The following is a 24,433-nucleotide window of genomic DNA, read 5'->3' on the forward strand; positions in this document are numbered from 1 at the left end:
AACATGATGCCTATCTCCGTTATTGTATTTATCGCGCCTCACCGGGCGCTGATCATTTTGCCAGCTGTGCCCGTACCCGCGCTATCGCGGCCCGCACCTGGTTCGGCGCGGTGCCGCCCACATGGTCGCGGGCTGCCACCGATCCCTCCAGCGTCAGCACGGCAAAGACGTCGTCGCCGATCAGCGGCGAAAACGCCCGCAGCTGGTCCAGCGACATCTCGGACAGGTCGCATTTCGCGTCGTCGCAGGCGCGTACCGCGCGCGCGACTGCCTCATGCGCATCGCGGAACGGCAGGCCCTTCTTGACCAGGTAGTCGGCCAGGTCGGTGGCGGTGGCGTAGCCCTGCAGCGCGGCCGAGCGCATCGCGTCCGGCTTGACGGTGATCCCGCCGGCCATGTCGGCGAAGATGCGCAAGGTGTCGACCACGGTGTCGACGGTGTCGAACAGCGGTTCCTTGTCTTCCTGGTTGTCCTTGTTGTAGGCCAGCGGCTGGCCCTTCATCAGGGTCAGCAGGGCGGTCAGGTGGCCGTACACGCGGCCGGTCTTGCCGCGCGCGAGTTCCGGCACGTCCGGGTTTTTCTTTTGCGGCATGATCGACGAGCCGGTGCAGAAGCGGTCGGCGATGTCGATGAAGCCCACCCGCGGGCTCATCCAGATGATCAGTTCTTCCGACATGCGCGAGATATGGGTCATCACCAGCGCACTGGCGGCGCAGAATTCGATCGCGAAGTCGCGGTCGGACACGGCGTCGAGCGAGTTATAACAAACCTCGTCGAAGCCCAGGGTGCGCGCCACGCGTTCGCGGTCGATCGGGAAGGTGGTGCCAGCCAGCGCGGCGGCGCCCAGCGGCAGGCGGTTGACGCGGCGGCGCGCATCCTGCATGCGCTCGCAGTCGCGGCCGAACATCTCGACATAGGCCAGCATGTGGTGGCCGAAGGTGATCGGCTGCGCCACCTGCATGTGGGTAAAGCCCGGCATGATGGTGTCGGCATGGCGCTCGGCCAGGTCGACCAGCGCGCTGCGCAGTGCGTTCAGCAGGCCGGTGATGTCGTCGATGGCGGCGCGCACGTACAGGCGGATGTCGGTGGCCACCTGGTCGTTGCGCGAGCGTCCCGTATGCAGGCGCTTGCCGGCGTCGCCAACCAGCTCGGTCAGGCGTTTTTCGATATTCAGGTGGACGTCTTCGAGGTCGAGCAGCCATTCGAAGCTGCCTGCTTCGATCTCGCCCTTGATCTGCGCCATGCCGCGCTGGATTTCAGCGTGGTCGGCGGCGCTGATGATGCCCTGCGCCTGCAGCATCTCGGCGTGCGCCAGCGAGCCCTGGATGTCGAACAGTGCCAGGCGGTTATCGAAGAAGACAGAGGCGGTGTAGCGCTTGACGAGGTCGGAGACCGGTTCGGAGAAGCGGGCCGACCAGGCCTCGCCTTTTTGGGACAGTTGTGAAGTCATGTATTGATCCTGGTGATTACCTGATTATAAACAGGTTGGCGGGGCCCTGTGGATTTATGCCGCATTGCAGCCAGCTCGTATAGATGACTTTTCGGCGAAATTCAAGGATAGTGCCTTACCTCTGATTACGTTGGAACAAACATGAAGAAGATCATCCTGGCCGCGCTTGCGGCAGTTGCCACCGGCGCGCCGGTTGCTGCGCTTGCGGAACAAGCGGCCCCGGCCACCGCCGTTGCCAGCGCCGCCAGCACGCGCGCCGCCGACGTGGCCTCGAGCGAGGCCATCGTGGCTGCGTTGTACGACGTCATTTCCGGGCCGGCCGGCGCGCCGCGCGACTGGGACCGCATGCGCGCACTGTTCGCGCCGGACGGCAAGATGGCCGCCGTGGGCGCCCGGCCGGACGGCAGCTTCGGCTTGCGCAGCATGAGCGTGGAAGACTACATCGCCCGCAACGCAAAGCATTTCGCCACCGACGGCTTCTTTGAAACCGAGCTGGCCCGCACCAGCGAGGCCTTCGGCCAGATCGTGCACGTGTTCTCCACCTACGAAGCGCGCAAGGCGCCGGGCGCCGCGCCGTTCATGCGCGGCATTAACAGCATCCAGCTCTACAACGACGGCGCACGCTGGTGGATCGTCAGCGTCCTGTGGCGCGCAGAGGACGCCAGGCTGGCCTTGCCCGAGCGCTATCTCAAGAGTCACTGAGCCAGATCGATTGCCGGCCGGGTGACTGTCGTACGCGAACGTCGCTTCTTGCCATTCGACGGTAGAATTGGATTTTTTCGTTGGGTGCCATTGCCATGTCCGCCTTGCAAATCAGTACCGACCGATCGGAACTCGACGTTCCCCTCATCTACCGTTTCCTGAGCGAGCAGTCGACCTGGGCGGTCGGCATTCCGCGCGCCGTGGTCGACCGCGCGATTGAAAACTCGCTGTGCTTTGGCGGCTACGTTGACGGCCGCCAGGTGGCGTTCGCCCGGGTGGTCACCGATTACGCCACCTTCGGCAGCATCGACGACCTGTTCGTCGTGCCCGAATACCGTGGCCGCGGCTACGCCAGGGCGCTGATGGAAACCCTGCTGGCGCATCCCAGCCTGCAGGGCCTGCGCCGCCTGAGCGTGGCCACCGCCAATGGGCACGGCCTGTTCGAAGAGTTCGGATTCGCCTCGCCCCAGCACCCTGAAACGATGCTGGAGCGATACTTCCCGAATATCTACGTGTCCTGAGCTACTGGCTCAGCAATGAGCCGGTACGGAAGGCGACCGGGCCGGCAACCTTGCCGACTGTCATGCCGCGCAGCACGTGGCGGTGCACGCTGCGGGCGAAGAACACGCCTTTCACCGTGCAGCGCAAGGTGGTGGTCTCGCCACTCACCGCATCGACCAGGTCGGCGACCGCGTCGCCAGCCTCTACTTTATCCCCCGGGGACTTCAGAAATACCACCACGCCCGCATGCGGCGCATCGATCGGCTCGACGCCTTCGAGCGGCGTCGGCGCGCACAGCGGCGCCGGCAACTGCCCGGCATCCTGGTCGAGCACACCTTCATGCGCGAGGTATTGCAGCAAGCCGCGCGCATCCTGCCCGGCCAGCGCATAGCTGACGTCGGCCTCTCCGCGCAGCTCGACAGTGGTGGCCACGCAGGAAGGCGGAAGCGGGAAGGCCGGGCCGAAGTGGGCCGCCAGATCCCACCACAGCCGGCTGCACGCTTCATCGAAGGGCTCGCCGCCGGCCTGCAGCGCCAGCAGCACCGCGTGCGCGCCCATGATCGCCGCCAGCGGGCGCACCGCATCGGCCAGCGGCGTGCCGGTGTAAATGTGCACCACCGATTCAGTGTCGCAATGCAGGTCCAGCACGATATCGGCGTCGATCGCCATCGATAGCAGGATCTTTTTGAGGGCCTCGGTGTCAGTGGCAGGCTTCCATTGGGCAACGGATTTGCGCGCATGCTCGCGGACCAGCTCGACGTTGGCGGCGGCATCGCTGCCCAGCAAACCTGCGAGCGACGCTTTCAGGTCGTCGGCCACATGCTTGTAGGCGCGGTTGAAATTCGTACCGGTGTACAGGTCAAAGCGGCCGAACGGCGCGCCATGGATCGCCTGCGACAAGCCGACCGGATTGGCGGCCGGCACCAAAATCACCTCTCCCCTGAGTTTGCCTGCTTCCTCAAGGGCGGCCAGTTCCTTGCGCAGGAACTGCGCGACCAGCATGCCTGGCACTTCGTCGGCATGCAACCCGGCCTGGATGTAGACCTTCTTGCCCTGTCCGGGCGTGCCGAAATGAAAGCTCGTGAGCCGGAAATAAGCGCTGCTGTCCTGGATCGAAATTGGATGCGTTTGTGCGTGCATTGTCGTGCCTGATTGTGTTGTACCTAACAGTCCCCGTCCTAATTATCTATTAATCTTATACAAACATCTCGCCCGGCTGCACGCGGCCCGGAATGTGTTGATGGTCAGCAATATCTTCGGAATTGCTTGCGGGTATTCTTCTTTATATGAACCGACCCGCCTGAAAGGTAGTCAGATGTTCTATCGCGTGTTCAGGGATGCAGTGCTGCTGATCGCGCTCCTGGTGGGCGCGCAGTGCCATGCGGCGCAGGTTCCGGCGCCCAAGGGCTCGCTTGTGATCATCGGCGGCGGGCTGCGTGGCGATAACGCGGCCGTGTGGTCGCGCGTCGTCCAGCTGGCCGGCGGCCAGGGCGCGCGCATCGCGGTGTTTGGCGCGGCGTCGTACAACCCGGCGAAAGCGGGCGACGTCAATGCGGCGCGCCTCAACAGCTACGGCGCCCGGGCCTTCGTCGTGCCGGTCGGCCGCGATTCGCTGGCAGCCGCCGACGACGCGCAACTGGCGGACGCCATCCGCAATGCGGGCGGCGCCTACTTTGCCGGCGGCGACCAGGCCCGCATCACCAGCGCGCTGCGGCGTCCGGACGGCAGCAATACCAGGGTGCTCGACGCGCTGTGGGACATGTACCGGCGCGGCGGCGTCATCGCCGGCACCAGCGCCGGCGCGGCGATCATGAGCAGCACCATGTTCTACAAGGTCGACACCGTGCTCTCCACGCTCAGGCAGGGCGTGGCCGAGGGTAATGAGATCGCACCGGGACTCGGCTTCATTGGCGACGATGTCTTCGTCGACCAGCACCTGTTGATACGCGGGCGCTTTGCGCGCATGCTGCCGGCGATGCTCAAGAAAGGCTACAAGCTAGGCCTGGGCATCGACGAAAACACCGCGATGGTGGTCGGCGCCGACCGCGAGGTCGAAGTGCTGGGCTACCGCGGCGCGCTGCTGCTCGATATGAGCGAAGCCACGTCGCAGAAGGGTGAATTCAACGTCAGCAACGTCAAGCTCAGCTACCTCGATAACGGCGACCGATTCCACCTGGCCACCGGCGCCATCACCCCGGCGCGCGACAAGGCCGAAGGCAAGCTCAATCCCTCGCGGCCTTACTACAACGGTCCGCTGTTCACCGCCGACATCCTCGCCAACAGCGCGGTGGTCGACCTGATGGCAAAGCTGATCGACAGCGACCAGCTGGACGCCATCGGCGTCGCCATGAGCAGCCCCTTCGACAAGCAATCGGACCTCGGCTTCGAATTTCGCTTAAGCCGGGTGCGCGAAAGCGTCGGCTACCAGTCGCCGGTCACCGACGCCTACTCGATCTACAAGCTGCGCCTGGACATCCGTCCGATCGCCGTGCGCCAGCCCATGTACCAGTACCGCAACGGGAGCAGTCAGGATTACAATGCTGCACAATCCAACGCCCGCTAGGACCTGCCATGTTGTTTTCCCTGAGCCGCCTGTGCGCGGCCGCGCTTGTATTTGCCGCAGGCGCTGCCTGCGCCCAGCAACCGGAGACCGTTCGCGTCGACTATCTCCACAGCGGTAACGCGCTGCACGACCAGTACGCGCTTGAGCAGGTCGTCATCGAGCCGCTGGCCTGGCCCGGCGACCTCTCGCAAGCCCTCGACAACACCAACCGCGGCCAGAACCGGGTCGAAGTGGTCGACGCCAAAACCGGCGACCTGCTTTACTCGCGCGGATTCTCCACCATCTTCGGCGAATGGCGCACCACCGAGGAAGCCAACCGCATGAACCGCGGCTTCCAGGAGTCGGTACGCTTCCCGAAGTTTGCCAAGCCGGTGCGGGTGCGCATCCTCAAGCGCGACGAGCGCAACGAGTTCTCGGTGGTGTGGAGCGTCGACGTCGACCCGGACGCGCAGGAAGTCGTCAAGAAGCAGGCCGCCGCACCTGCCAAACCGATCCCGATCCGCGTCAACGGTCCGTCGCCGCAAAAGGTCGACCTGCTGGTGATGGGTGACGGCTACACGGCGCGCGACATGAAGAAGTTCGAAGCCGACGCCCGCCGCCTGGCCGACTACCTGTTCACGGTCTCGCCTTTCAAGGAGCGTGCAAAGGACTTCAATGTCTGGGCGCTGGCCGTACCGACCGAAAAATCCGGCATCACCCGCCCATCGACCGGCGTGCACAACCCGTCGGCGCTGGGCACGCGCTACGACATTTTCGGCAGCGAGCGCTATGTGCTCACGCTCGACAACCGCGCGCTGCGCGACATCGCCCAGCACGCGCCGTACGAGTTCATCGAAATTTTGGTCAACAACGAAACCTATGGCGGCGGCGGCATTTTCGGGCAGTTCAGCACCGCGGCGGCAGGCAACGACTGGGCCAACTACCTGTTCGTCCACGAGTTCGGCCACCACTTCGCCGGCCTGGCCGACGAGTACTACACCTCGCCGGTGTCCTACCAGTCGACCGGCGCGCGGATGGAGCCGTGGGAGCCTAATGTCACCGCGCTGCGCGACCCGTCAAAGCTGAAGTGGAAGAAGCACGTCAAGGACGGCACGCCGCTGCCGACGGCCTGGCCGAAGGCCGAATTCGAAGAAGCCTCGCGCGCTTACCAGAAGCGCCGCGCCGCCCTGCGCGAAGCGAATCGTCCGGAGTCCGAGATGAGCGCGCTGTTCCGCGAAGACCTACGCTTCAACGACAAGCTGTTTGCCGCATCGCCCAACCGCCATGTGGTGGGCGCGTTTGAAGGGGCCAATTACGAAGCCAAGGGCTTCTACCGCGCCGAAATGCAGTGCCTGATGTTCGACCGAAGTGAAAAATTCTGTAACGCCTGCAGCGACGGCGTGGCCGAAATCATCGATTTGTACTCGCGGCCGGGTATCGCTAAATAAGCAGCGCATCCGATAACGGCGGGCGTCCCGGCTTTCGGGGCGCCTTTTTTTTAGCCGTTTTTCGGTACTTACAACAGTTACATCCTCAGTGCGCCAACGTACAGACCCATTGCTGAGCAGTGCCTATTCTGGACTCGTCCCATCCACTACTACAAGAAGAGGTCCCACCATGAATAAAGTACTCGCAACCCTGATCGCAGGCCTGTTCGCCACCTCGGCATTCGCACAGACCACCGCAACGACCACCACCACGACCACGGTCCCTGCAACCAAGGAAGTCGTCAAGGCGGAGCACGAAGCGATGAAGGACGTCGCCAAGGCGCAGGAGAAGGAAGCCAAGGCGGTTGCCAAAGCTGACGAGAAAATCACCAAGGCTGGCGCCAAAGCGACCGAGAAGAAGGCTGAAGCCAAATCGAAGGCGCTGAAGAAGCACGCCGACGCGCGTGAAAACGTCGCGGAAGCCGATCCGGAAGACCGCCTGAAGGCAGAAGCCAAGGCCGAGAAGAAAATGGCCGACGCCAACCTGACCGCGGAAAAGAAAATGATCAAGGCGGATGCAAAGGCGGAGAAGGTCGCCGTTGAAGCAGCTGAAGAGAAGGCGATCGCTGCGGCCAAGACCGCCGAAGCGAAAGCGGAAGCTGCCGCGGATATCAAGAAAGCCGCAAGCAAGTAAGCGCTGGCGCTGGAATGAAAAAGGACAGGCGGTGCCTGTCCTTTTTTACGTCAATTCGGCGGATGCGCTTCGCTTATCCGCCCTACGGCCAGAACCAGTTTTTCGTAGGGCGGATAAGCGCCAGCGCATCCGCCGATTTGACTGTTTATGCGTTGGCCTTGAGGTCCTGCACCTTCACCTTGGCCACCAGCGGCTTGCCCTTGCGTGCGCGCTTGCCGATGTGCGGCGCGAGGCCCGTCGCGTTCAATGGCACTTCGCGCGGCTTGGTCGCCCAGATGCCGCTCACGATCACACCCTTCTGGGTAATCGGCTGAACAGCGAGCAGCTTCTCCTTGTCCTCCAGCTCCATCAAGGTCACGCCACGGCCGCCGTTCGACAGCGTCTTCAGTTCATCCATGCCGAACACCAGCAGGCGGCCCTTTTCGGACAGGCACGCGACCGCGCTCGCATTCTCCGCAACCACCTTCGGCGGCAGCGGCAGCGCGCCGTCGTCCAGGGTGATGAATGCCTTGCCGCCCTTGAGCCGGCTGACCATATCCCCGGCCTGCGCGATAAAGCCGTAACCCGCGTTCGACGCCAGCATCAGCCTCGTCGTCGCCGGGCCGGCGAAGTAATGCAGGATCCGCACCGGGCGTCCGCCCGCGCCGCCCGACAGGTCGGCCAGCGTGGTGATCGGCACGCCATCGCCGCGCGCGCCAGGCAGGGCCGCCACCGGCACCGAATAGATCTTGCCGTTATCGCCGAAGGCGAGCAGGGTATCGACAGTGCGGCACTCGAACGCGCCGTACAGCGAGTCGCCCGCCTTGAAGGTGAACTGCGCGGTTTCGTGCCCGATGCCGGTACGCGCGCGCACCCAGCCTTTTTCCGAGATGATGACCGTGACTGGCTCGTCGACCACCTTCTGCTCGACGACCGCCTTCTGCGCTTCCTCGATCAGCGTGCGGCGCGCATCGCCGAATTGCTTGGCGTCGGACTCGATCTCCTTGATGATCAGGCGCTTCATCGTCGCCGGATTGTCGAGGATGTCCTGCAGCGTGCCTTTTTCCTTGCGCAGCTCGGCCAGCTCCTGCTGGATCTTGATGGTCTCGAGGCGGGCCAGCTGGCGCAGGCGGATCTCGAGGATATCCTCGGCCTGGCGGTCGGACAGGCGGAACTCCGCGATCAGCGCGGCCTTCGGCTCGTCCGAATTGCGGATGATGTGGATCACCTTGTCGATGTTTAGCAGGACCGCTTCGCGGCCTTCCAGGATATGGATGCGGTCATCGACCTTGCCCAGCCTGAATTCGGTGCGGCGGCGGACGGTCGCGAAGCGGAAGTCGATCCACTCCTGCAGGATGTCCGAGATGCCCTTCTGGCGCGGGCGGCCATCGCCGCCGATCATCACCAGGTTCATCGAATTCGACGACTCCAGCGACGTATGCGCCAGCAGCATCAGCATGAATTCGGTCTGGTCCTGGTTCTTCGACTTCGGCTCGAACACCAGGCGCACCGGCGCGTTGCGGCCCGATTCATCGCGGATGGTGTCGAGCGAGCCGAGGATCAGCTGCTTGAGCGCCAGCTGTTCCGGCGACAGCGCCTTCTTGCCCATCTTGACCTTCGGGTTGGTCAGCTCCTCGATCTCCTCGAGCACCTTCTGCGACGAGCAGCCCGGCGGCAGTTCGTTGACGACCGCCTGCCACTGGCCGCGCGCCAGCTCCTCGATCTTCCAGCGCGCGCGCACCTTCATCGAACCGCGGCCGCTGCCATACATCTCGGCGATCTGCGACGGCGGGGTAATGATCTGGCCGCCGCCCGGGAAGTCAGGGCCGGGAATGAAGGCCATCAGTTCCGCGTGCGTGATCTTGGGATTCCTGATCATGGCAACGGCGGCCTGCGCCACCTCGCCCAGGTTATGCGAAGGGATTTCGGTAGCCAGGCCGACCGCGATGCCCGAAGCGCCGTTCAGCAGCACCATCGGCAAGCGAGCCGGCAGCGCCTTAGGCTCCTTGTGCTGGCCATCGTAGTTGGACTGGAAGTCGACGGTGCCCTGGTCGATCTCGTCGAGCAGCAGCTTGGCGATGGGCGACAAGCGCGCTTCGGTGTAGCGCATCGCCGCCGCGCCGTCGCCGTCGCGCGAGCCGAAGTTACCCTGGCCATCGATCAGCGGATAACGCAGCGAAAAGTCCTGCGCCATGCGCACCAGCGCATCATAGATCGACTGGTCGCCATGCGGGTGCAGCTTACCCATCACATCGCCGACGACGGCGGCGGACTTGCGCGGCTTGGCGTTGGCGGCCAGGCCCAGCTCATTCATCTGATACAGGATGCGGCGCTGGACCGGCTTCTGGCCGTCGGTCACATCCGGCAGCGCGCGGCCCTTGACGACGGAGACGGCGTAATCGAGATAGGCGCGTTCGGCGAAGGTCGACAGCGTCAGGGTCTCGACATCGCCCTCCGGGACGGTCGCTTGTTCAAAAAGGTTTGCTTGACTAGTCATAGTTCTAACTCAGTTTTTATTGCCAAAATCGGGGTCAGACCACCGGTTTTTTGAAATCTTTCCATTTGTCGGTGGTCTGACCCCGATTTTGGAAACATTCGGGCAATGGTTGTCGCCCCGATTGTGGGAATCAGATGTCGGCTTCGGTTTCGTTGCCGTGCTCTTCGATCCAGGCGCGGCGGGCGGCGGCTTCGCCTTTGCCCATCAGCATGTTGAAGCGCGCGGCGGCTTCGCCCTGGTCGAAGTCGCCCAGCGATACCGGCAGCAGGCGGCGGGTGTCCGGGTTCATCGTGGTTTCCCAGAGTTGTTCCGCGTTCATCTCGCCCAGGCCCTTGAAGCGCGAGATGCTCCAGGCGCCTTCCTTCAACCCGTCTTTCATCAGCTTGTCTTCGATCGCGACCAGCTCGCCGTCGTCGAGCGCGTACAGCTTCTGGATCGGCTTCTTGCCGCGCGCCGGCGCGTCCACCCGGTACAGCGGCGGACGGGCCACGCAGATGTGGCCGTGGTGGAACAGGGCAGGGAAGTGCTTGAAGAACAAGGTCAGCAGCAGTACCTGGATGTGCGAGCCGTCCACGTCCGCATCCGACAGGATGCAGATCTTGCCGTAGCGCAGGCCCGACAGGTCCGGGCTGTCCGAGTGCGAGTGCGGGTCAACGCCGATTGCCACGGCAATGTCGTGGATTTCGTTGTTGGCAAACAGGCGGTCGCGGTCGGTTTCCCAGGAGTTCAGCACCTTGCCGCGCAGCGGCAAAATGGCCTGGAATTCCTTGTCGCGGCCCATCTTGGCCGAGCCGCCCGCCGAGTCGCCCTCGACCAGGAACAGTTCGTTGCGGGTAATGTCCGACGATTCGCAGTCGGTCAGCTTGCCTGGCAGCACCGCCACGCCGGAGGATTTCTTCTTCTCTACTTTTTGCAGCGAGCGCAGGCGCGACTGGGCCTGCTTGATGACCAGGTCGGCCAGCTTCTTGCCGTAGTCGACGTGCTGGTTCAGCCACAGCTCGAGCGGCGGCTTGGTGAAGGTCGAGACGAGGCGCACCGCGTCGCGCGAGTTCAGGCGTTCCTTGATCTGGCCCTGGAACTGCGGGTCGAGCACTTTTGCCGACAGCACGAAGGAGGTGCGCGCAAACACGTCTTCCGGCAGCAGCTTGACGCCCTTCGGCAGCAGCGAGTGCATCTCGACGAAGTTCTTGACCGCGCCATACAGGCCGTCGCGCAGGCCCGATTCGTGGGTGCCGCCATTCGGCGTCGGGATCAGGTTGACATACGATTCGCGCACCACCGCGCCTTCTTCGGTCCACGCCACCACCCACGCCGCGCCTTCGCCTTCGGCAAAGCCGTCGGTTTCGCCGTTCGAGTACTGGGCGCCTTCGAATACCGGGATCAGCGGTTCGCCGCTGCCCTGCGCCAGCATCTCGTTGAGGTAGCCGCGCAGGCCTTCGTCGTACTTCCAGGTCTGGACGTCGCCGGTCTTGGCGTTGGTCAGCGTGACCGTCACGCCCGGCAGCAGCACGGCTTTCGAGCGCAGCAGGCGCTGCAGCTCGACCTTGGAGATCTCCGGCGAGTCGAAGTACTTCGCGTCCGGCCAGGCGGTCACGCGGGTCCCGGACTTTTTGCCGTCGCGCGGCGCGGGGATGGACGATAGCGGCTCGACCACGTCGCCGTGTTCGAACGCCAGCTTGTGCATGCCGGTGCCGTCCGGCTCCTTGCGCCAGACGGTGATCTCCAGGCGCTTCGACAGCGCGTTGGTGACCGAGACGCCGACGCCGTGCAGGCCGCCCGAGAACGCGTAGGCGCCGCCCGAGCCCTTGTCGAACTTGCCGCCCGCGTGCAGGCGCGTAAACACGATTTCCACCGTCGGCACGTTTTCTTCCGGGTGCAGTCCAACCGGGATGCCGCGGCCGTCGTCTTCCACCGTGATCGATCCATCGGCGTTTTGCGTCACCGAGATGTTCTTGCAGTGCCCGCCAAGCGCTTCGTCCGAGGCGTTGTCGATCACTTCCTGGATGATGTGCAGCGGATTTTCGGTCCGGGTGTACATGCCCGGACGCTGTTTGACAGGTTCGAGTCCTTTCAGGACCCGGATGGATGATTCGCTGTAGTCGGATGCAGGTTTTTTAGTGGCCATACTTGGTCAGGCTGAAGAGGTAATTCGAATTCGTCATGTTGCTAGCTTGCGCATTCTATCTTGTCGGGGGGCAAAAGATGGGAATTTGGCGTCAATGAAGTGCTTGCCAGCCTACACGAATGTGGTTAGATTCGAACGATATCGCCGGCAGCGAAGGCGCGATGTTTTGATGTGTTTATAAATATGCACGAGAAAAAATATCCGTTTGCGGTGCGGCTGGCCGGGTTTTCGCCCCTGGAGCACGCCAGCATCGCGGCTTGCCTGGCCCAGGCGCCGCCCGCCGGGCCGGCTTACTTCTGCCTGCTCGACGACAGCCTGCAGGAGCCTGACCTGACCATCGCCAGCGGCGACGACGTCCAGGCGCTGGCCGCGCTGCCCGCCAATGGCATGGCCGAGCTGCACCCGGCGCTGGTGGTGGGCCAGTGCCCGGCCGAACTCGGCTTGCCCCAGATCGCGCGCCCCGTCACAGCGGAAAAGCTGTTCATGGTGATGGCCGCGCTGGTCACGCGCCGCGCCGAAGCGATGGCCCGCATCATGGCCAGCGGCCTTCCTTTCATCCCCGAGCGCCGCCGCAGTCCCCGGCTCGACCTCGACCTGACCGATCCATCCGAATACATCATGCGGCGCAAATCGCCCTCCTGCGGGGCGGTCCTCATCATCGACAAGGGCGCCGCCTTCCGCGACCACGTGGCGCGGCTGGTGGCCACGCGCGGCATGGGTGTCGAATGGACCGACAGCGCGCCCGCCGCGCTGCGCCTGTGCGATGAAACGCCGGTGTCGGTCGTGATGGTTAATACGGCCGCCACCGGCATCGACCCCTATCAGCTGTGCAGCGCGATCAAACGCCAGGATACCGGCGCGCGCATCGCCGTGGTGCTGATGGTCAGCTGCAGCTATCCCTACGACAGCGCGCGCGCGCGCGCCTGCGGGGTGCGCGGCCTGCTCGACAAGCCGATCCCCGACCGCGCGCTAGTCGGTGCCCTGCAACGGCTGCTCTCGCTGCCGGCCTGAGGCGATTAAGGCAAATTTAATCGTGCGCGGGCCCGTCCGGGCTATAGTTGAGGCATGCCAGATACAGACAAGCCCCATCCACCTGATCACCAGGCCGACCGGGACAGCGGCCAGTCACCCGAACTGAGGCCCGAACGGCGCGTCGCGCCCCCGCCAGAGCCCGGCCAGCCCGCGGCCAGGATCCCTGACCGGCGCTCGCCAGGGCGCGCTGCCGACCGCGCCGACCCCCATGACGCGGCTCCGCGCTACCAGCGCGAGGGCGACACCCCGCTGGCGCTCGCGCGCCGCGTGCTGGGGTCGCGCTGGCGCGCCATGCGCGACAAGGTCAGCCGCAACTTCATGCGGCGCACCCTGCGCATCGGCGTCTCGGCGCGCATCTTCCATCCGGAGCCGGGGTCCACTGGCCTGCGCAGCAAGAACCTGCAATATCTTGAAGAGTCGATCGCGCAGTGGGTCATGTCGCGCGACGTGCTGGTGTTCATGATCCCGACGGTGAACACCAACGGCCTTCTCCACCCCAGCAATATCACCTTGCGCCACTACGCGCGCCACCTGGACGGACTGGTGCTGCAGGGCGGCGCGGACGTCTCGCCGCAAACCTATTCCGAGACGCCCACGCGGCCCGAGTGGAGCGGCGACCGCGCGCGCGACCTGTACGAGCTCGAACTGCTGCACGAATTCGTCGACGCGGGCAAACCGGTGCTGGGCATCTGCCGCGGCTGCCAGCTGATCAACGTGGCCTTCGGCGGCACGCTGTACCAGGACGTCGAGACCAATGTGCCGGACGCGCGCGCGCACGTGCACAGCGACTATGACGCGCACCGGCACGAAGTGGTGTTCCCGCCGGGGTCCTCGCTGGCGCAGATGTTCCCGAGGGTGCAGCGGCCGGTGGTCAATTCGATCCACCACCAGGCCGTAAAGGACCTGGGGCGCGATATCACGGTGGAGGCGATGTCGGACCCGGACGGGATCGTGGAAGCGATCCGGTACCAGCGGGCGGACTTTGTGATGGGGCTGCAGTGGCACCCCGAATTCCACCGCGCGGGCGGGGTGGACCTGCTTGACTGTACGCCGATCCTCGACGAGTTCTTGCGCGCCGCGCGCGAAACGCGGCTGTGATTTTGCAGGGCGGATGCGTCCTGCGGACTTATCCGCCCTACGGAAGCGGGTTTAGCGCTGCCCCCTGAACTGCCGGATGGCCGCGTCGACCATGCCCTCGGCGCTTCCCTGTTCGTCGAACTGGCGTCGCAGGTAGGTGGCGTCCCCGCCTTCCTGCACCACCTGCGCCAGATGCCTCAGCGCGTCCATGCTCCCCAGCGCTTCGCCGTGCGGCTCCATCCTGCGCAAGGTGGTCAAAATATCCTCGCGCAGCGACATCGTTTCATACGTCTTCGGATGCGTGATCGCGCCGTCCAACCCGAACCTGCATGCCTGGAAGCGGTTGAAGTTATACACCAGGTAGTCGTCCTCGGCCGGCGTCTCTTCGCGCCGCTCCAGCAAATGCCGGCACAGCGCCTGCAGGTACCCGGCCAGCGCGGCCGCGCGCTCCACCGTCAGCGGCGTGTCGCACACGCGCAGCTCGATGGTGCCGTACTCCGGCTTGGGCCGCACGTCCCAGTAAAAGTCCTTCATGCTCTTGATGATGCCGGTCGCTTCCATCTTGGCGAAATAGACGTTGGCGAAATCGTCCCACGACAGCGTGAACGGCGCGCGCCCGCTCATCGGGAAGGCGAACACGGAGTTGAGCCGCGCCGAGTCGAACAGGCTGTCGTGCCCCTGCACGAAGGGCGACGACGCCGACAGCGCGATGAAGTGGGGGATGTACCGGTTTAGCGAGTGCAGCAAGAACATCGCGTCGTCGCCCGACGCGCAGCCAATGTGCACGTGCTGCCCGAATACCGTGAACTGCTTGGCCAGGTAGCCATACAGCGACGACAGTTCCTGGAAGCGCTGCTTGGGAAAGATGCGCCGCTCGGACCAGTGCTGGAACGGGTGGGTGCCGCCGCCCGCCAGCCCGATATTGAGCTGGTCGGCCGCTGCCACCAGCGTGTCCCGGATCTCCAGCAGTTCATCGAGCAGCGGTCCGTGGCGCGAGTGCACGCTCGAGTTAATCTCGATCATGCTCTCGGTGATCTCGGGCGTCACGTTTCCGGGGAAGGGTTTGCGCGCCAGCAGGTGCAGCAGGTCTGGGCTGGAGGCGTTGAGGTCGAAGTCGGCCAGGCTGACCAGCTGCAGTTCAAGCTCCACGCCAAAGGTGAGCGGTTCGGATTGTGCGAAGGGTTCAAGCATGTCAGGACTCCGGTGCTTCCTTGGCCACCATCAGCGCGCGCTGGACGATGATCGGGCCAAGTATTTCGAGCATGATGATGACCGCCGCCATGGCCGTCAGTTCTCCCGCAACGTGCACGCCGCGCTGGCGCGCATGCTCAAGCAGCAGGATCACGAACACCGACGCCGGCGCCAGCGCGAGCCCCGTCAGCACGCCCTTTTTCCATGAGATGCCGGACAAGTGCGAGAACGCGGCCACGCCCAGCGTTTTGGTGGCCAGGCGGACGGCCACGACGGCGAGCGCCAGCGCACCGCCGGCGGCGATGTCGCGCCAGTCGAGCAGCGAAGCGGCGTAGACGAACAGCAGCACCGTCAGCAGTTCACCGAGCGCGCCGAAATTCCTTTGCGCCTGGCTGAAGGCAATGCGGCGGTGGCGCGCGGTGAGGCCGAACACCAGCGTGGCGACCACCGGCGACAACTGCGCCGTGTAGCTGATCGTCACCAGCAAAATCACGGCCAGCGCGAAAGCGACAGTCGCGTCTTGCGACACGTTGCCGAGGCGGCGCAGCAGCGCGGGCACGGCGACGCCGAAGAAGGCGCCAGTGGCGGCCGATATCGCCAGCGCGGCCATGCTGCTCAGGATCGCGTCGCCGATGTCGTCGGAGGTGTTGAAGATCCAGAAGCCGACGATGATATTGAAGGTGAACACCGCCAGCACGCAGTTCAGGGCGGACAGGTGCAGCACCCGCTCGGTTACCTGCCCTGAGCTGCGCAGCTCATTGACGACCAGGAGGACCGTTGCGGGGGAGGTGGACATCGCCAGCGAGGCGAGCATCATCGCGGCCATGACCGAGCTGCCGAACGCCATGGCGATGAAGTACACGGCGACGAAGGTGAGGGCGGCTTCGGCCAGGCCGGCCACGCCGAACCAGGGATTGGTGCGCAGCCAGCGCAGGTTGATGCGGTAGCCCAGCTCGCACAGGATCAGCCCGAAAGCGACATCGGCAAGCAGCAGCACCGGGCCGTCGCCACGTACTGGCAGCACGCCCACCTGGGAGCTGGCAAGGATGAAGCCGACGATTCCGTAGAAGGTGATTTTCGGCAGGCCGGTGAGGCGGTGCCCGAATTCCCCGGCCAGCCAGGCCAGGCAGATGGCGACCGGCCAGGACAGGTTGGTGAGGATCGTGAGCAGTTCCGGCATGGTGTCCTTGTTGAGTTCGTAGCGCGGTTTTGGCGCTTGCCGATTTTACAAGACTGTGGGGTGCGCACGATTCGAGTTGCGCAACTTGCCGTGGACCTTTTATGTAGGGCGGGTAAGCGCAAAGCGCGCACCCGCCGTTTACTTGCTGAGCAGCCGCATCGCCCGCTCCAGCCCTTCAATTGTCAGCGGGAACATCCGGTTGTTCATGATCTGGAGAATCACCGAAATTGACTGACGGTAATGCCACGATGCTTCCGGTTCCGGGTTCAGCCAGACGAACTTGGGGAAAGCATTGCAGAAGCGCGCCAGCCATTCGGCGCCGGCTTCTTCATTGTTGTACTCGATCGATCCGCCCGGCTGCAGGATTTCGTAGGGACTCATCGTTGCGTCCCCGACGAAAATCAGCTTGGTGTCGGGCGGGTACTTGCGCAGGATGTCCCAGGTCGGAAAACGCTCGCTGCTGCGGCGCCGGTTGTTCTTCCACAGGTAGTCGTAGACGCAGTTATGGAAGTAGAAGAACTCCATGTTCTTGAATTCCGTGCGCGCCGCCGAAAACAGTTCTTCGGTGCGTTCGATGTGGTCGTCCATGCTGCCGCCCACGTCGAGCAGCATCAGCACCTTGATCTTGTTTTTGCGCTCGGGCTGCATCTTGATGTCGAGGTAGCCCGCGTTGCTGGCGGTGGCGCGGATGGTGGCGTCCAGCGCCAGTTCCTCGTCCAGCCCTTCGCGCGCGAACTTGCGCAGGCGGCGCAGTGCGACCTTGATGTTGCGGGTGCCCAGTTCGCGTTCGGCGTCGTAGTCGCGGTAGCTGCGCTGCTCCCACACCTTGACGGCGGTACGGTTGCGGCCGGAGCCGCCGATGCGGACGCCTTCGGGGTTGGTGCCGCCATTGCCGAACGGCGAAGTGCCGCCGGTGCCAATCCACTTGCTGCCGCCCTCATGGCGCTCCTTCTGCTCCTTGAGCAGTTCGTTCAGGCGGTCCATCAGCTTGTCGTACCCGAATTTTTCGAGCTGCGACCTTTGTTCATCGGTCAGCTCGCGCTCCATCCGCTTGAGCAGCCAGTCGAGCGGAATCGCCTTGTTGCCCTCGAAGGCGGCCTGCACGCCCTTGAAGTACTGGGCGAAGGCGCGGTCGAACTTGTCGAAGTTGGCCTCGTCCTTCACCAGGGTCAGCCGCGAGAGATAGTAGAAGTCGTCCATCGACGGCGCGATGACGCTTTTCTCCATCGCTTCGAGCAGGGTCAGGAACTCCTTGATGGTCACCGGTATCCTGGCGTCCTTCAGGGTAAAGAAGAAGTCGATCAGCATGGGGAAGGGTGCTGCTGCAGCTTGTCATGCAGGTGCGATTTCACCTCGGGCCACTCGCCGCGCACAATGCTGTACATGACGGTGTCGCGTACGGTGCCGTCGCGGCGCGGGTGGTGGTGGCGTATGACGCCGTCCATCTTGGCGCCGAGCCGTTCGATCGCGGCCTGCGACGCATGGTTGAAGTTATCGGTGCGCAGGCCCACCACGGCGCAGCCAAGCGTGTCGAAAGCGTGCGACAACAGCAGCAGCTTGCAGCTGGTGTTGACGTGGCTGCGCTGGCGGCTCTTTGCGTACCAGGTCCAGCCGATTTCGACGCGCCCAATCGCCGGTACGATGTCGTGGTAGCTGGTGGTGCCGATGACCGCGCCGCTGGCGATATCGATCACCGCAAACGCAATCCGGTCCGGCATTTCCAGCGCCTTCAGGATGTAGGGTTCGACGTTGTGCGGCTCCGGCACCGAGGTGACGCGTATGTTCCACAGCTCGCCGTCGCTGGCGGCAGCGCGCAGCCCGTCGGCGTGGCCGAGCATCAGAGGCTCAAGGCGGATGCCGTTGAATTCAAGCGCGATCGCGTCGACCTGGATCATCAGCGGTTGGTCCTCGACATATACACAAGGCGTTCGAACAGGTGCACGTCCTGCTCGTTCTTGAGCAGCGCGCCATGCAGCGGCGGCACCGCGGCTTTCGCATCCGGGTTGCGCAGCGCTTCGGGAGGGATGTCTTCGGCCAGCAGCAGCTTGAGCCAGTCGAGGAACTCGGAGGTCGACGGCTTCTTCTTCAGGCCAGGCACGTCGCGCAGCTGGTAGAAGGTCTGCAGCGCGGCGGCCAGCAGGTCCTGCTTCAGGCTCGGGTAGTGGACCTGGACGATCTGCTCCATCGTGTCCTTGTCCGGGAATTTAATGTAATGGAAGAAGCAGCGGCGCAGGAAGGCGTCCGGCAGCTCCTTCTCGTTGTTGGAGGTGATGATCACCAGCGGACGGTGCCTGGCGACGACCATTTCGCGCGTCTCGTAGACGTAGAACTCCATCCGGTCCAGCTCGCGCAGCAGGTCGTTGGGGAACTCGATGTCCGCCTTGTCGATTTCGTCGATCAAGAGCACCACGGGTTCGGGCGAGGTGAACGCCTGCCACAGCACGCCCTTGACGATGTAGTTGTGGATGTCGCGCACGCGCTCGTCGCCCAGCTGCGAGTCGCGCAGGCGCGACACGGCGTCGTACTCGTACAGGCCTTGCTGGGCCTTGGTGGTGGACTTGATGTGCCACTGCATCAGCGGCATGTTCAGCGCCTGCGCCACTTCTTCGGCCAGCATGGTCTTGCCGGTGCCAGGCTCACCCTTGATCAACAGGGGGCGCTGCAGGGTGAGGGAGGCGTTCACTGCCAGTTTCAGGTCGTCGGTGGCGACATAGCTCTCGGTGCCTTCGAAACGGTTTTGCTGATGCGGTGCGTGCATGGGATTGGAGCGGTAGGTTTGATTAATTCAAGTATATTCCAGAATGGACGCCTGCTCCCCTGGCCGCCGTTCCCGCGAAAGCGGGAACCCGTCCTGCGTGTCCGAAGGTGCGGCGAACAGGTTCCCACCTGCGTGGGAACGACGTTGGCGGTGTTGTCCAGACCGCAGCCCCTCGCTCCGCGAATGTGGACGATCGTCCAGTGTTTGGGTTAGAATCGCAGGTTGATAGTGCGAAAGATGTTGTTTTTGCACGTGCGGTACCCGATTACCACTTACCATCGCCACCATGAAAAAATTCTTCGCACTGCTCATGTTCGCCAGCATCGCCAATGTTGCTGCAGCGGCTGACGTCGTCGCCAACGCCAAGGCCGCCAAGGTCGACATGTGCATCGGCTGCCACGGCATTCCTGGCTACAAAGCGACTTTCCCTGAAGTTTATTCCGTTCCGATGATTGGCGGCCAGTCGGCCAAGTACATCGAAAACGCGCTGAATGCTTACAAAAAGGGCGAGCGCAAGCACCCGTCGATGCGCGGTATCGCAGCGTCGATGAGCGACCAGGAAATTGCTGACGTGGCCGCGTACTACTCGCAGCAGACCGCACAAACCGCGAAGAAATAAGGACAGAACCATGAAAAAAATGATTGCAGCCCTGTTCTTCGGCGCGATGTCCATGAGCGCTGTCGCCGCTGGCAACGTCGCCAACGGTGAAGCCCTGGCCAAGAAATACAACTGCGCAGCCTGCCACGGCGCGGACTACAACAAGCCAATCGATCCTAGCTATCCAAAGCTGGCCGGCCAGCACGCCGACTACCTGAAGCAGGCATTGGTTGCTTACAAGCGCGGCGCGGGTCCTCACGGCCGCAACAACCCAATCATGACCGGCCAGGTCCAGCCACTGTCGAACGCCGACATGGCCGACATCGCAGCTTACCTGCACAGCCTGCCATCGGGCCTCGTCCTCAAGCGTTAATTCCCCGTCATCTTCGGATGACCTGAAAAATCCTTTCAGCCGGCGCCACGGGCCGGTTCGAAAGGATTTTTTTATTCCTGCGGCGTCTTTACGCCCGCACTGGAGCATGCCTTGCCTGCCTTTGATCTCCGCGACACCAAAACCAACCTGCTCAGCGGCCTGACCGTCGCCCTGGCGATGGTGCCCGAAGCGATTGCCTTCGCGCTGGTCGCCCACGTGTCCCCGCTGACCGGCCTGTACGCCGCGGTCCTGGTGGCCTTCATCACTTCCGCGTTTGGCGGCCGTCCCGGCATGATCTCGGGCGCGACCGGCGCGCTGGCCGTTGTCATGGTGGCGCTGGTGGTAGCGCACGGGGTCGAGTACCTGTTCGCCACCGTCGTCCTGATGGGCATCCTGCAGCTGCTGTTTGCCGCGGCGCGCCTGGGTAAATTCATCCGCATGGTGCCGTACCCGGTGATGCTCGGCTTCGTCAACGGCCTGGCAATGGTGATCTTTATCGCGCAGTTCGGGCACTTCAAGGTCGCCGGCGCCGACGGCGTGCAGCAGTGGATGACGGGCGCGCCGCTGTACACCATGCTCGGCCTCGCGGCCCTGACGATGGCGATCATCTACCTGTTCCCGCGCCTGACCAGGGCGGTGCCGTCGACGCTGGTGGGCATCCTGGCCGTGTCGGCGCTGGTGGCGTTTGCCGGCATCGATACCAAGACGGTGGGCGACCTCGGCTCGATCAAGGGGGGCTTCCCGTCATTCCACCTGCCGCAGGTTCCGCTCACCTGGGAGACCGTGGCGATCATCTTCCCCTATGCGCTGGTGCTGGCGGCGGTCGGCCTGATCGAATCGCTGCTGACCCTGACGCTGATCGATGAGATCACCGACACCCGCGGCCAGCCGAACCGCGAGAGCATGGCGCAGGGCGCCGCCAACGTCGTCACCGGCCTGTTCGGCGGCATGGGCGGCTGCGCGATGATCGGCCAGAGCATGATCAACGTGAACAGCGGCGCGACCGGGCGCCTGTCCGGCATCGCCACCGCGGTGTTCCTGATGGCCTTCATCCTGTTCGGCTCGGCCTGGATCGAGCGCATTCCGCTGGCGGCGCTGATCGGCGTGATGTTCGTGGTGTGCCAGAAGACCTTTGAGTGGGGCAGCTTCCGCCTGTTCGGCAAGGTGCCGAGGGCCGACATCTTCGTCGGGCTGCTGGTGGCGGTGGTGACGCTTGTGTTCGATCTCGCCATCGCGGTCATTACGGGCGTCATCGTGTCGGCTTTGGTGTTTGCATGGGAGCATGCAAAACAGGTGCGCGCCACCGTATCAACTGACGCGAATGGCTGGAAGGTGTACGAGCTGGAAGGCTCGCTGTTCTTCGCGTCGGTGGCCGGTTTCGGGCAACTGTTCTCGCCGAAGGAAGATCCGCAGGATGTGGTGATCGAGTTCCGCAAGGCGAGGGTAGTCGACCATTCGGCCATCCAGGCCATCGATGCCCTGGCCGAACGCTATCGCCAGGCCGGCAAGCGGCTGCACCTGCGCCACCTGAGCCCGGACTGCCGCGAGGTGCTGGGGAACGCAAAAGGCATGATCGAAGTCAACGTGCTGGAAGACCCGCGCTACCACATTGCCGATGACAAGCTTGGCTGACTGAGGCACACTGCACGCCTTACTTGTGATTCATGCAACCGGCGTGCCAAACTCGATCCTGTCCCTGTTATTCCTGATGGCTATCGGCCAGGGCCTGTTCCTGGCCGCGGCGCTGCTGCTGTCGGGCCAGCCGGCCGTGCGCGGCGCCAACCGCTTGCTGGCGGCCTTGCTGCTGGTATGCGCCGCGATCATCGGCCATGCCTGGCTGGGCGCCAATGGCCTGTACCTTGCGTATCCGCATAGCGCGCTGGCGGTGGCGACGCTCGGCCTGCTGGCAGGTCCGCTGCTTTACCTTTATCTTGGCAGCATGCTGTTCGACCGTCCGCTGGGCCGCCGCCAGCTGGTCCATATTGCCCCGTTTGCCATCGCGACGCTGGCCCTGCTGCCTTTCTACCTGCAGCCCGCCGAAGCCAAGCTGGCGTGGATGCTGGGGCGTACAGGTCCGCCGTGGTATCTCGCCGTGGCCGCGGTCGCCAAGTTGGCCTTTTTCCTGGGCTATATCCGCGCAAGTCACCTGCTGGTAAAAAAGATCGACGCCGGGCCGCTCGTCCATGGACTGCGGCGCCTGCTGATTGTATGGCTGGTCGGGGGCGTTCTCAGTGTTGCAGCTCTTGCAATGGAATTTGCCGATGTGCCGATGGCCATCTCGGCCGATGCGGTTGGCGCGCTGGCGCTGCTGTGCTTTGTTTACGCGACCGCTTTCCTGGCCATCCGCCTGCCGCTCGGGTACCGTCCGCAGCCGGAGCCGATGCCCAAGCCCCGTTATGCCAACAGTCTGATGCCGGAGGAGGCGCGTTCAGGGTTCCTGGCGAAATTAACGCACAGCATGGAGCAGCGCGAGTTGTACCGGAATGGCGAGCTGAAGCTGGACGAACTCGCGGCCGAGCTCGCGATGACTGGCCACGAACTGTCCCAGCTGATCAACGAGGCATGCGGCGTCAACTTCCAGGACTACCTGAACCGCTACCGGGTCGAGGCGCTAAAGCTTTCCTTGCTGTCGCCCGCGAATGCGGACGCGACGATCCTCGACCTGGCGATGGCCGCAGGGTTCGCTAGCAAAAGCGCCCTCAACCGGGCGTTCAAGAAGCATACGGGCATGACGCCCAGCGAGTTCCGGCGTGCCGAATCATCATTTGCGACGCAATCCGGGGGCTGAAAGCTGACACTGGGTCTACTTCTAGCCCACTTCACGCTGATTGGAACCCTGATGAAAACCCGACTATTGATCGCCGCAGGCGCCCTGCTCCTGTCTACCGCTGCCGCTGCCGAGACGCTGTGGATTACCAACGTCAACCTCGTCTCGCCTGAACAACCCGGCCGGGTTGGTCCAGGCAGCGTGCTGGTCAGGGACGGGATCATCGCCGCTGTCGAGCGCGGCCCGGCCAGGGCAGTTCCGCCAGGCGTCCGCAAGGTCGACGGCAAAGGCTACTACCTGACGCCCGGCCTGATCGACTCTCACGTCCACCTGTTCGGCGTGCCAGGCATGAGCTTCGACCATGTAAAGCGCCACAAAGGCATTGTTGAAGCCTACTACCGGCAAATGCCGCGATCCTACCTCTATTATGGCTATACGACGGTGATCGACCTGGCTGTCTCGGACCGGGCCGTGATCGATAACTTCAACCGTGCGCCGCTGCACCCGGACGTCGTCCATTGCGGTGAGCCGCTGGTGTACGCCAACGGCTACCCGATGTCATGGATCGCGCCGGTCGAGCGGTTTGAGATGTTCGGCAACTTCATCTACGACCCGGCGCAGGCGGCGGCGATACCGAAGCGCTTCACGCCTGCGGATCACACGCCCGAAGCTGGCGTTGCGCGCGTCGCCAAAGGCGGCGGTAAATGTGTGAAGACGCATTATGAGCGCGGTTTCGGCGCAAATCGCAAGCTTCCGGTGATGAGTGACCGCGTTTTTGCCGACGTTAAATCGGCTGCCGTGAAGAATGGACTGGTCCTGGTCACCCACGGCAACTCGTTTGAGGCCCAATCGTTCGCGGTCCGGGGCAATGCCGATGTGCTGGCGCATGGCATGTGGCATTGGGGACCTCACAATGCGAGCAAGGAGCTGCCCGCCGAGATCCGGGCGCTGCTCGACCAGATCGTCGCAAGGCGCATCGGCTATCAGCCGACCATGCAGGTGCTGTACGGAATGTTGGCCTATCTCAACCCTGCTTACCTGAACGATCCCGCTGTGCGGAAAGTAGTGCCCGCCGCACTTGCCGACTGGTTTGCAACTCCCGAAGGCAAGTGGTTCAAGGAAGAGGTCGCTGAGGGGGAATCCGACGCCGACGCATTACTGGGATTCGAGGCGCCGTTGCGGCGCCAGAAAATGGTGCTCGCCTACCTGGCCAGCAAGGATGCCAACTTTACGTTCGGGAGCGATACGCCGTCGTCGCCGACCTACGGCAACCTGCCGGGGCTCAACGGCTATCTGGAGATGCGCCGCCTGCACCAAGCGGGACTGTCGCTGGAGCAGGTGTTCCGCGCGGCGACCATCAATAACGCCCGCACCTTCCGGCTTGACGCAGAGGTAGGCACGATCGAAAAGGGTAAGAAGGCCAACCTGCTGCTGATGAAAATGTCGCCGCTGCAGGACCTGGCGGCCTACGACAACATCGTGACTGTGTGGATTGGCGGTAAGGAAGTCGAGCGCGCCAGCCTTGCGGCCGGCAACTAGG

At 63.8% G+C, this 24,433-nt stretch carries 21 protein-coding genes; 12 read left to right on the top strand and 9 right to left on the bottom strand.

Going from position 1 to position 24,433, the window contains the following annotated elements; genetic code table 11:
- Positions 1 to 52: 52 nt before the first annotated feature.
- Entirely contained in the window at positions 53 to 1,450 is a 1,398-nt protein-coding gene (gene argH / locus LMJ30_RS20335; protein ID WP_229434388.1) for an argininosuccinate lyase, read from the bottom strand.
- 141 nt (positions 1,451 to 1,591) lie between these two features.
- Between argH and LMJ30_RS20340 the strand changes: the two genes are divergently transcribed.
- A complete protein-coding gene (locus tag LMJ30_RS20340) occupies positions 1,592 to 2,152 on the top strand; it encodes a hypothetical protein (RefSeq protein ID WP_229434389.1) in 561 nt (186 codons plus the stop codon).
- A gap of 95 nt (positions 2,153 to 2,247) precedes the next feature.
- A complete protein-coding gene (locus tag LMJ30_RS20345; protein ID WP_229434390.1) occupies positions 2,248 to 2,673 on the top strand; it encodes a GNAT family N-acetyltransferase in 426 nt (141 codons plus the stop codon).
- 1 nt (position 2,674) lies between these two features.
- On the opposite strand, the gene LMJ30_RS20350 is transcribed toward LMJ30_RS20345, so the two are convergent.
- Positions 2,675 to 3,793, bottom strand: coding sequence for a succinylglutamate desuccinylase/aspartoacylase family protein (locus LMJ30_RS20350; RefSeq protein WP_229434391.1), 1,119 nt, complete (start codon positions 3,791 to 3,793; stop codon positions 2,675 to 2,677).
- 175 nt (positions 3,794 to 3,968) lie between these two features.
- Here LMJ30_RS20350 and LMJ30_RS20355 point away from each other — a divergent pair, with 175 nt between their 5' ends.
- The 3 genes from LMJ30_RS20355 to LMJ30_RS20365 all read left to right on the top strand — a co-directional run bounded on the left by LMJ30_RS20355 (position 3,969) and on the right by LMJ30_RS20365 (position 7,316).
- Entirely contained in the window at positions 3,969 to 5,216 is a 1,248-nt protein-coding gene (locus LMJ30_RS20355; protein WP_229434392.1) for a cyanophycinase, read from the top strand.
- Positions 5,217 to 5,224: 8 nt separating this feature from the next.
- Positions 5,225 to 6,643: an IgA Peptidase M64 gene (locus LMJ30_RS20360; RefSeq protein WP_229434393.1), complete on the top strand. Its 1,419-nt coding sequence runs from the start codon at positions 5,225 to 5,227 to the stop codon at positions 6,641 to 6,643.
- Positions 6,644 to 6,812: 169 nt separating this feature from the next.
- Positions 6,813 to 7,316, top strand: coding sequence for a hypothetical protein (locus tag LMJ30_RS20365; RefSeq protein WP_229434394.1), 504 nt, complete (start codon positions 6,813 to 6,815; stop codon positions 7,314 to 7,316).
- A gap of 145 nt (positions 7,317 to 7,461) precedes the next feature.
- On the opposite strand, the gene parC is transcribed toward LMJ30_RS20365, so the two are convergent.
- On the bottom strand, positions 7,462 to 9,792 hold the full coding sequence (gene parC, locus LMJ30_RS20370) for a DNA topoisomerase IV subunit A (protein WP_229434395.1): 2,331 nt from the start codon (positions 9,790 to 9,792) through the stop codon (positions 7,462 to 7,464).
- A gap of 130 nt (positions 9,793 to 9,922) precedes the next feature.
- Positions 9,923 to 11,917, bottom strand: coding sequence for a DNA topoisomerase IV subunit B (locus LMJ30_RS20375; protein WP_229434396.1), 1,995 nt, complete (start codon positions 11,915 to 11,917; stop codon positions 9,923 to 9,925).
- Positions 11,918 to 12,100: 183 nt separating this feature from the next.
- Here LMJ30_RS20375 and LMJ30_RS20380 point away from each other — a divergent pair, with 183 nt between their 5' ends.
- Positions 12,101 to 12,928, top strand: a complete 828-nt coding sequence (locus tag LMJ30_RS20380) for a response regulator (protein ID WP_229434397.1) — start codon at positions 12,101 to 12,103, stop codon at positions 12,926 to 12,928.
- Between the two features lie 54 nt (positions 12,929 to 12,982).
- Positions 12,983 to 14,047 (top strand): gamma-glutamyl-gamma-aminobutyrate hydrolase family protein, encoded by a 1,065-nt coding sequence (locus LMJ30_RS20385; protein ID WP_229434398.1) that lies wholly within the window; start codon positions 12,983 to 12,985, stop codon positions 14,045 to 14,047.
- A 51-nt stretch (positions 14,048 to 14,098) separates the two neighbouring features.
- Here LMJ30_RS20385 and LMJ30_RS20390 read toward each other — a convergent pair whose 3' ends face one another.
- The 5 genes from LMJ30_RS20390 to LMJ30_RS20410 form a co-directional block, all read right to left on the bottom strand.
- A complete protein-coding gene (locus tag LMJ30_RS20390) occupies positions 14,099 to 15,217 on the bottom strand; it encodes a YbdK family carboxylate-amine ligase (RefSeq protein ID WP_229434399.1) in 1,119 nt (372 codons plus the stop codon).
- A 1-nt stretch (position 15,218) separates the two neighbouring features.
- Entirely contained in the window at positions 15,219 to 16,397 is a 1,179-nt protein-coding gene (locus tag LMJ30_RS20395; protein WP_229434400.1) for a cation:proton antiporter, read from the bottom strand.
- A 138-nt stretch (positions 16,398 to 16,535) separates the two neighbouring features.
- Positions 16,536 to 17,705 carry a vWA domain-containing protein gene (locus tag LMJ30_RS20400; protein WP_229434401.1) on the bottom strand — a complete coding sequence of 390 codons (1,170 nt, stop codon included), beginning with the start codon at positions 17,703 to 17,705 and terminating at the stop codon, positions 16,536 to 16,538.
- On the bottom strand, positions 17,699 to 18,292 hold the full coding sequence (locus tag LMJ30_RS20405) for a GNAT family N-acetyltransferase (RefSeq protein ID WP_229434402.1): 594 nt from the start codon (positions 18,290 to 18,292) through the stop codon (positions 17,699 to 17,701). The genes LMJ30_RS20400 and LMJ30_RS20405 overlap by 7 nt, the downstream gene beginning before the upstream one ends.
- Positions 18,292 to 19,155 carry an AAA family ATPase gene (locus LMJ30_RS20410; protein ID WP_229434403.1) on the bottom strand — a complete coding sequence of 288 codons (864 nt, stop codon included), beginning with the start codon at positions 19,153 to 19,155 and terminating at the stop codon, positions 18,292 to 18,294. Before LMJ30_RS20410 ends, LMJ30_RS20405 begins: the two co-directional genes overlap by 1 nt.
- 286 nt (positions 19,156 to 19,441) lie before the next feature.
- Here LMJ30_RS20410 and LMJ30_RS20415 point away from each other — a divergent pair, with 286 nt between their 5' ends.
- The 5 genes from LMJ30_RS20415 (at position 19,442) to LMJ30_RS20435 (ending at position 24,432) form a co-directional block, all read left to right on the top strand.
- A complete protein-coding gene (locus LMJ30_RS20415; RefSeq protein WP_229434404.1) occupies positions 19,442 to 19,774 on the top strand; it encodes a c-type cytochrome in 333 nt (110 codons plus the stop codon).
- A gap of 10 nt (positions 19,775 to 19,784) precedes the next feature.
- Positions 19,785 to 20,126, top strand: coding sequence for a c-type cytochrome (locus LMJ30_RS20420; RefSeq protein ID WP_229434405.1), 342 nt, complete (start codon positions 19,785 to 19,787; stop codon positions 20,124 to 20,126).
- 111 nt (positions 20,127 to 20,237) lie between these two features.
- Complete coding sequence (locus LMJ30_RS20425; RefSeq protein WP_267869736.1) at positions 20,238 to 21,758, top strand: SulP family inorganic anion transporter; 1,521 nt, start codon at positions 20,238 to 20,240, stop codon at positions 21,756 to 21,758.
- A gap of 43 nt (positions 21,759 to 21,801) precedes the next feature.
- The gene (locus LMJ30_RS20430) at positions 21,802 to 22,914 is read left to right on the top strand and encodes an AraC family transcriptional regulator (protein WP_229434406.1); all 1,113 of its coding nucleotides are present in this window, start codon (positions 21,802 to 21,804) and stop codon (positions 22,912 to 22,914) included.
- Positions 22,915 to 22,965: 51 nt separating this feature from the next.
- A complete protein-coding gene (locus LMJ30_RS20435; protein ID WP_229434407.1) occupies positions 22,966 to 24,432 on the top strand; it encodes an amidohydrolase family protein in 1,467 nt (488 codons plus the stop codon).
- Position 24,433: the final 1 nt, after the last annotated feature.

Source organism: Massilia agrisoli (assembly GCF_020831365.1).
Classification (GTDB): domain Bacteria; phylum Pseudomonadota; class Gammaproteobacteria; order Burkholderiales; family Burkholderiaceae_D; genus Telluria_A; species Telluria_A agrisoli.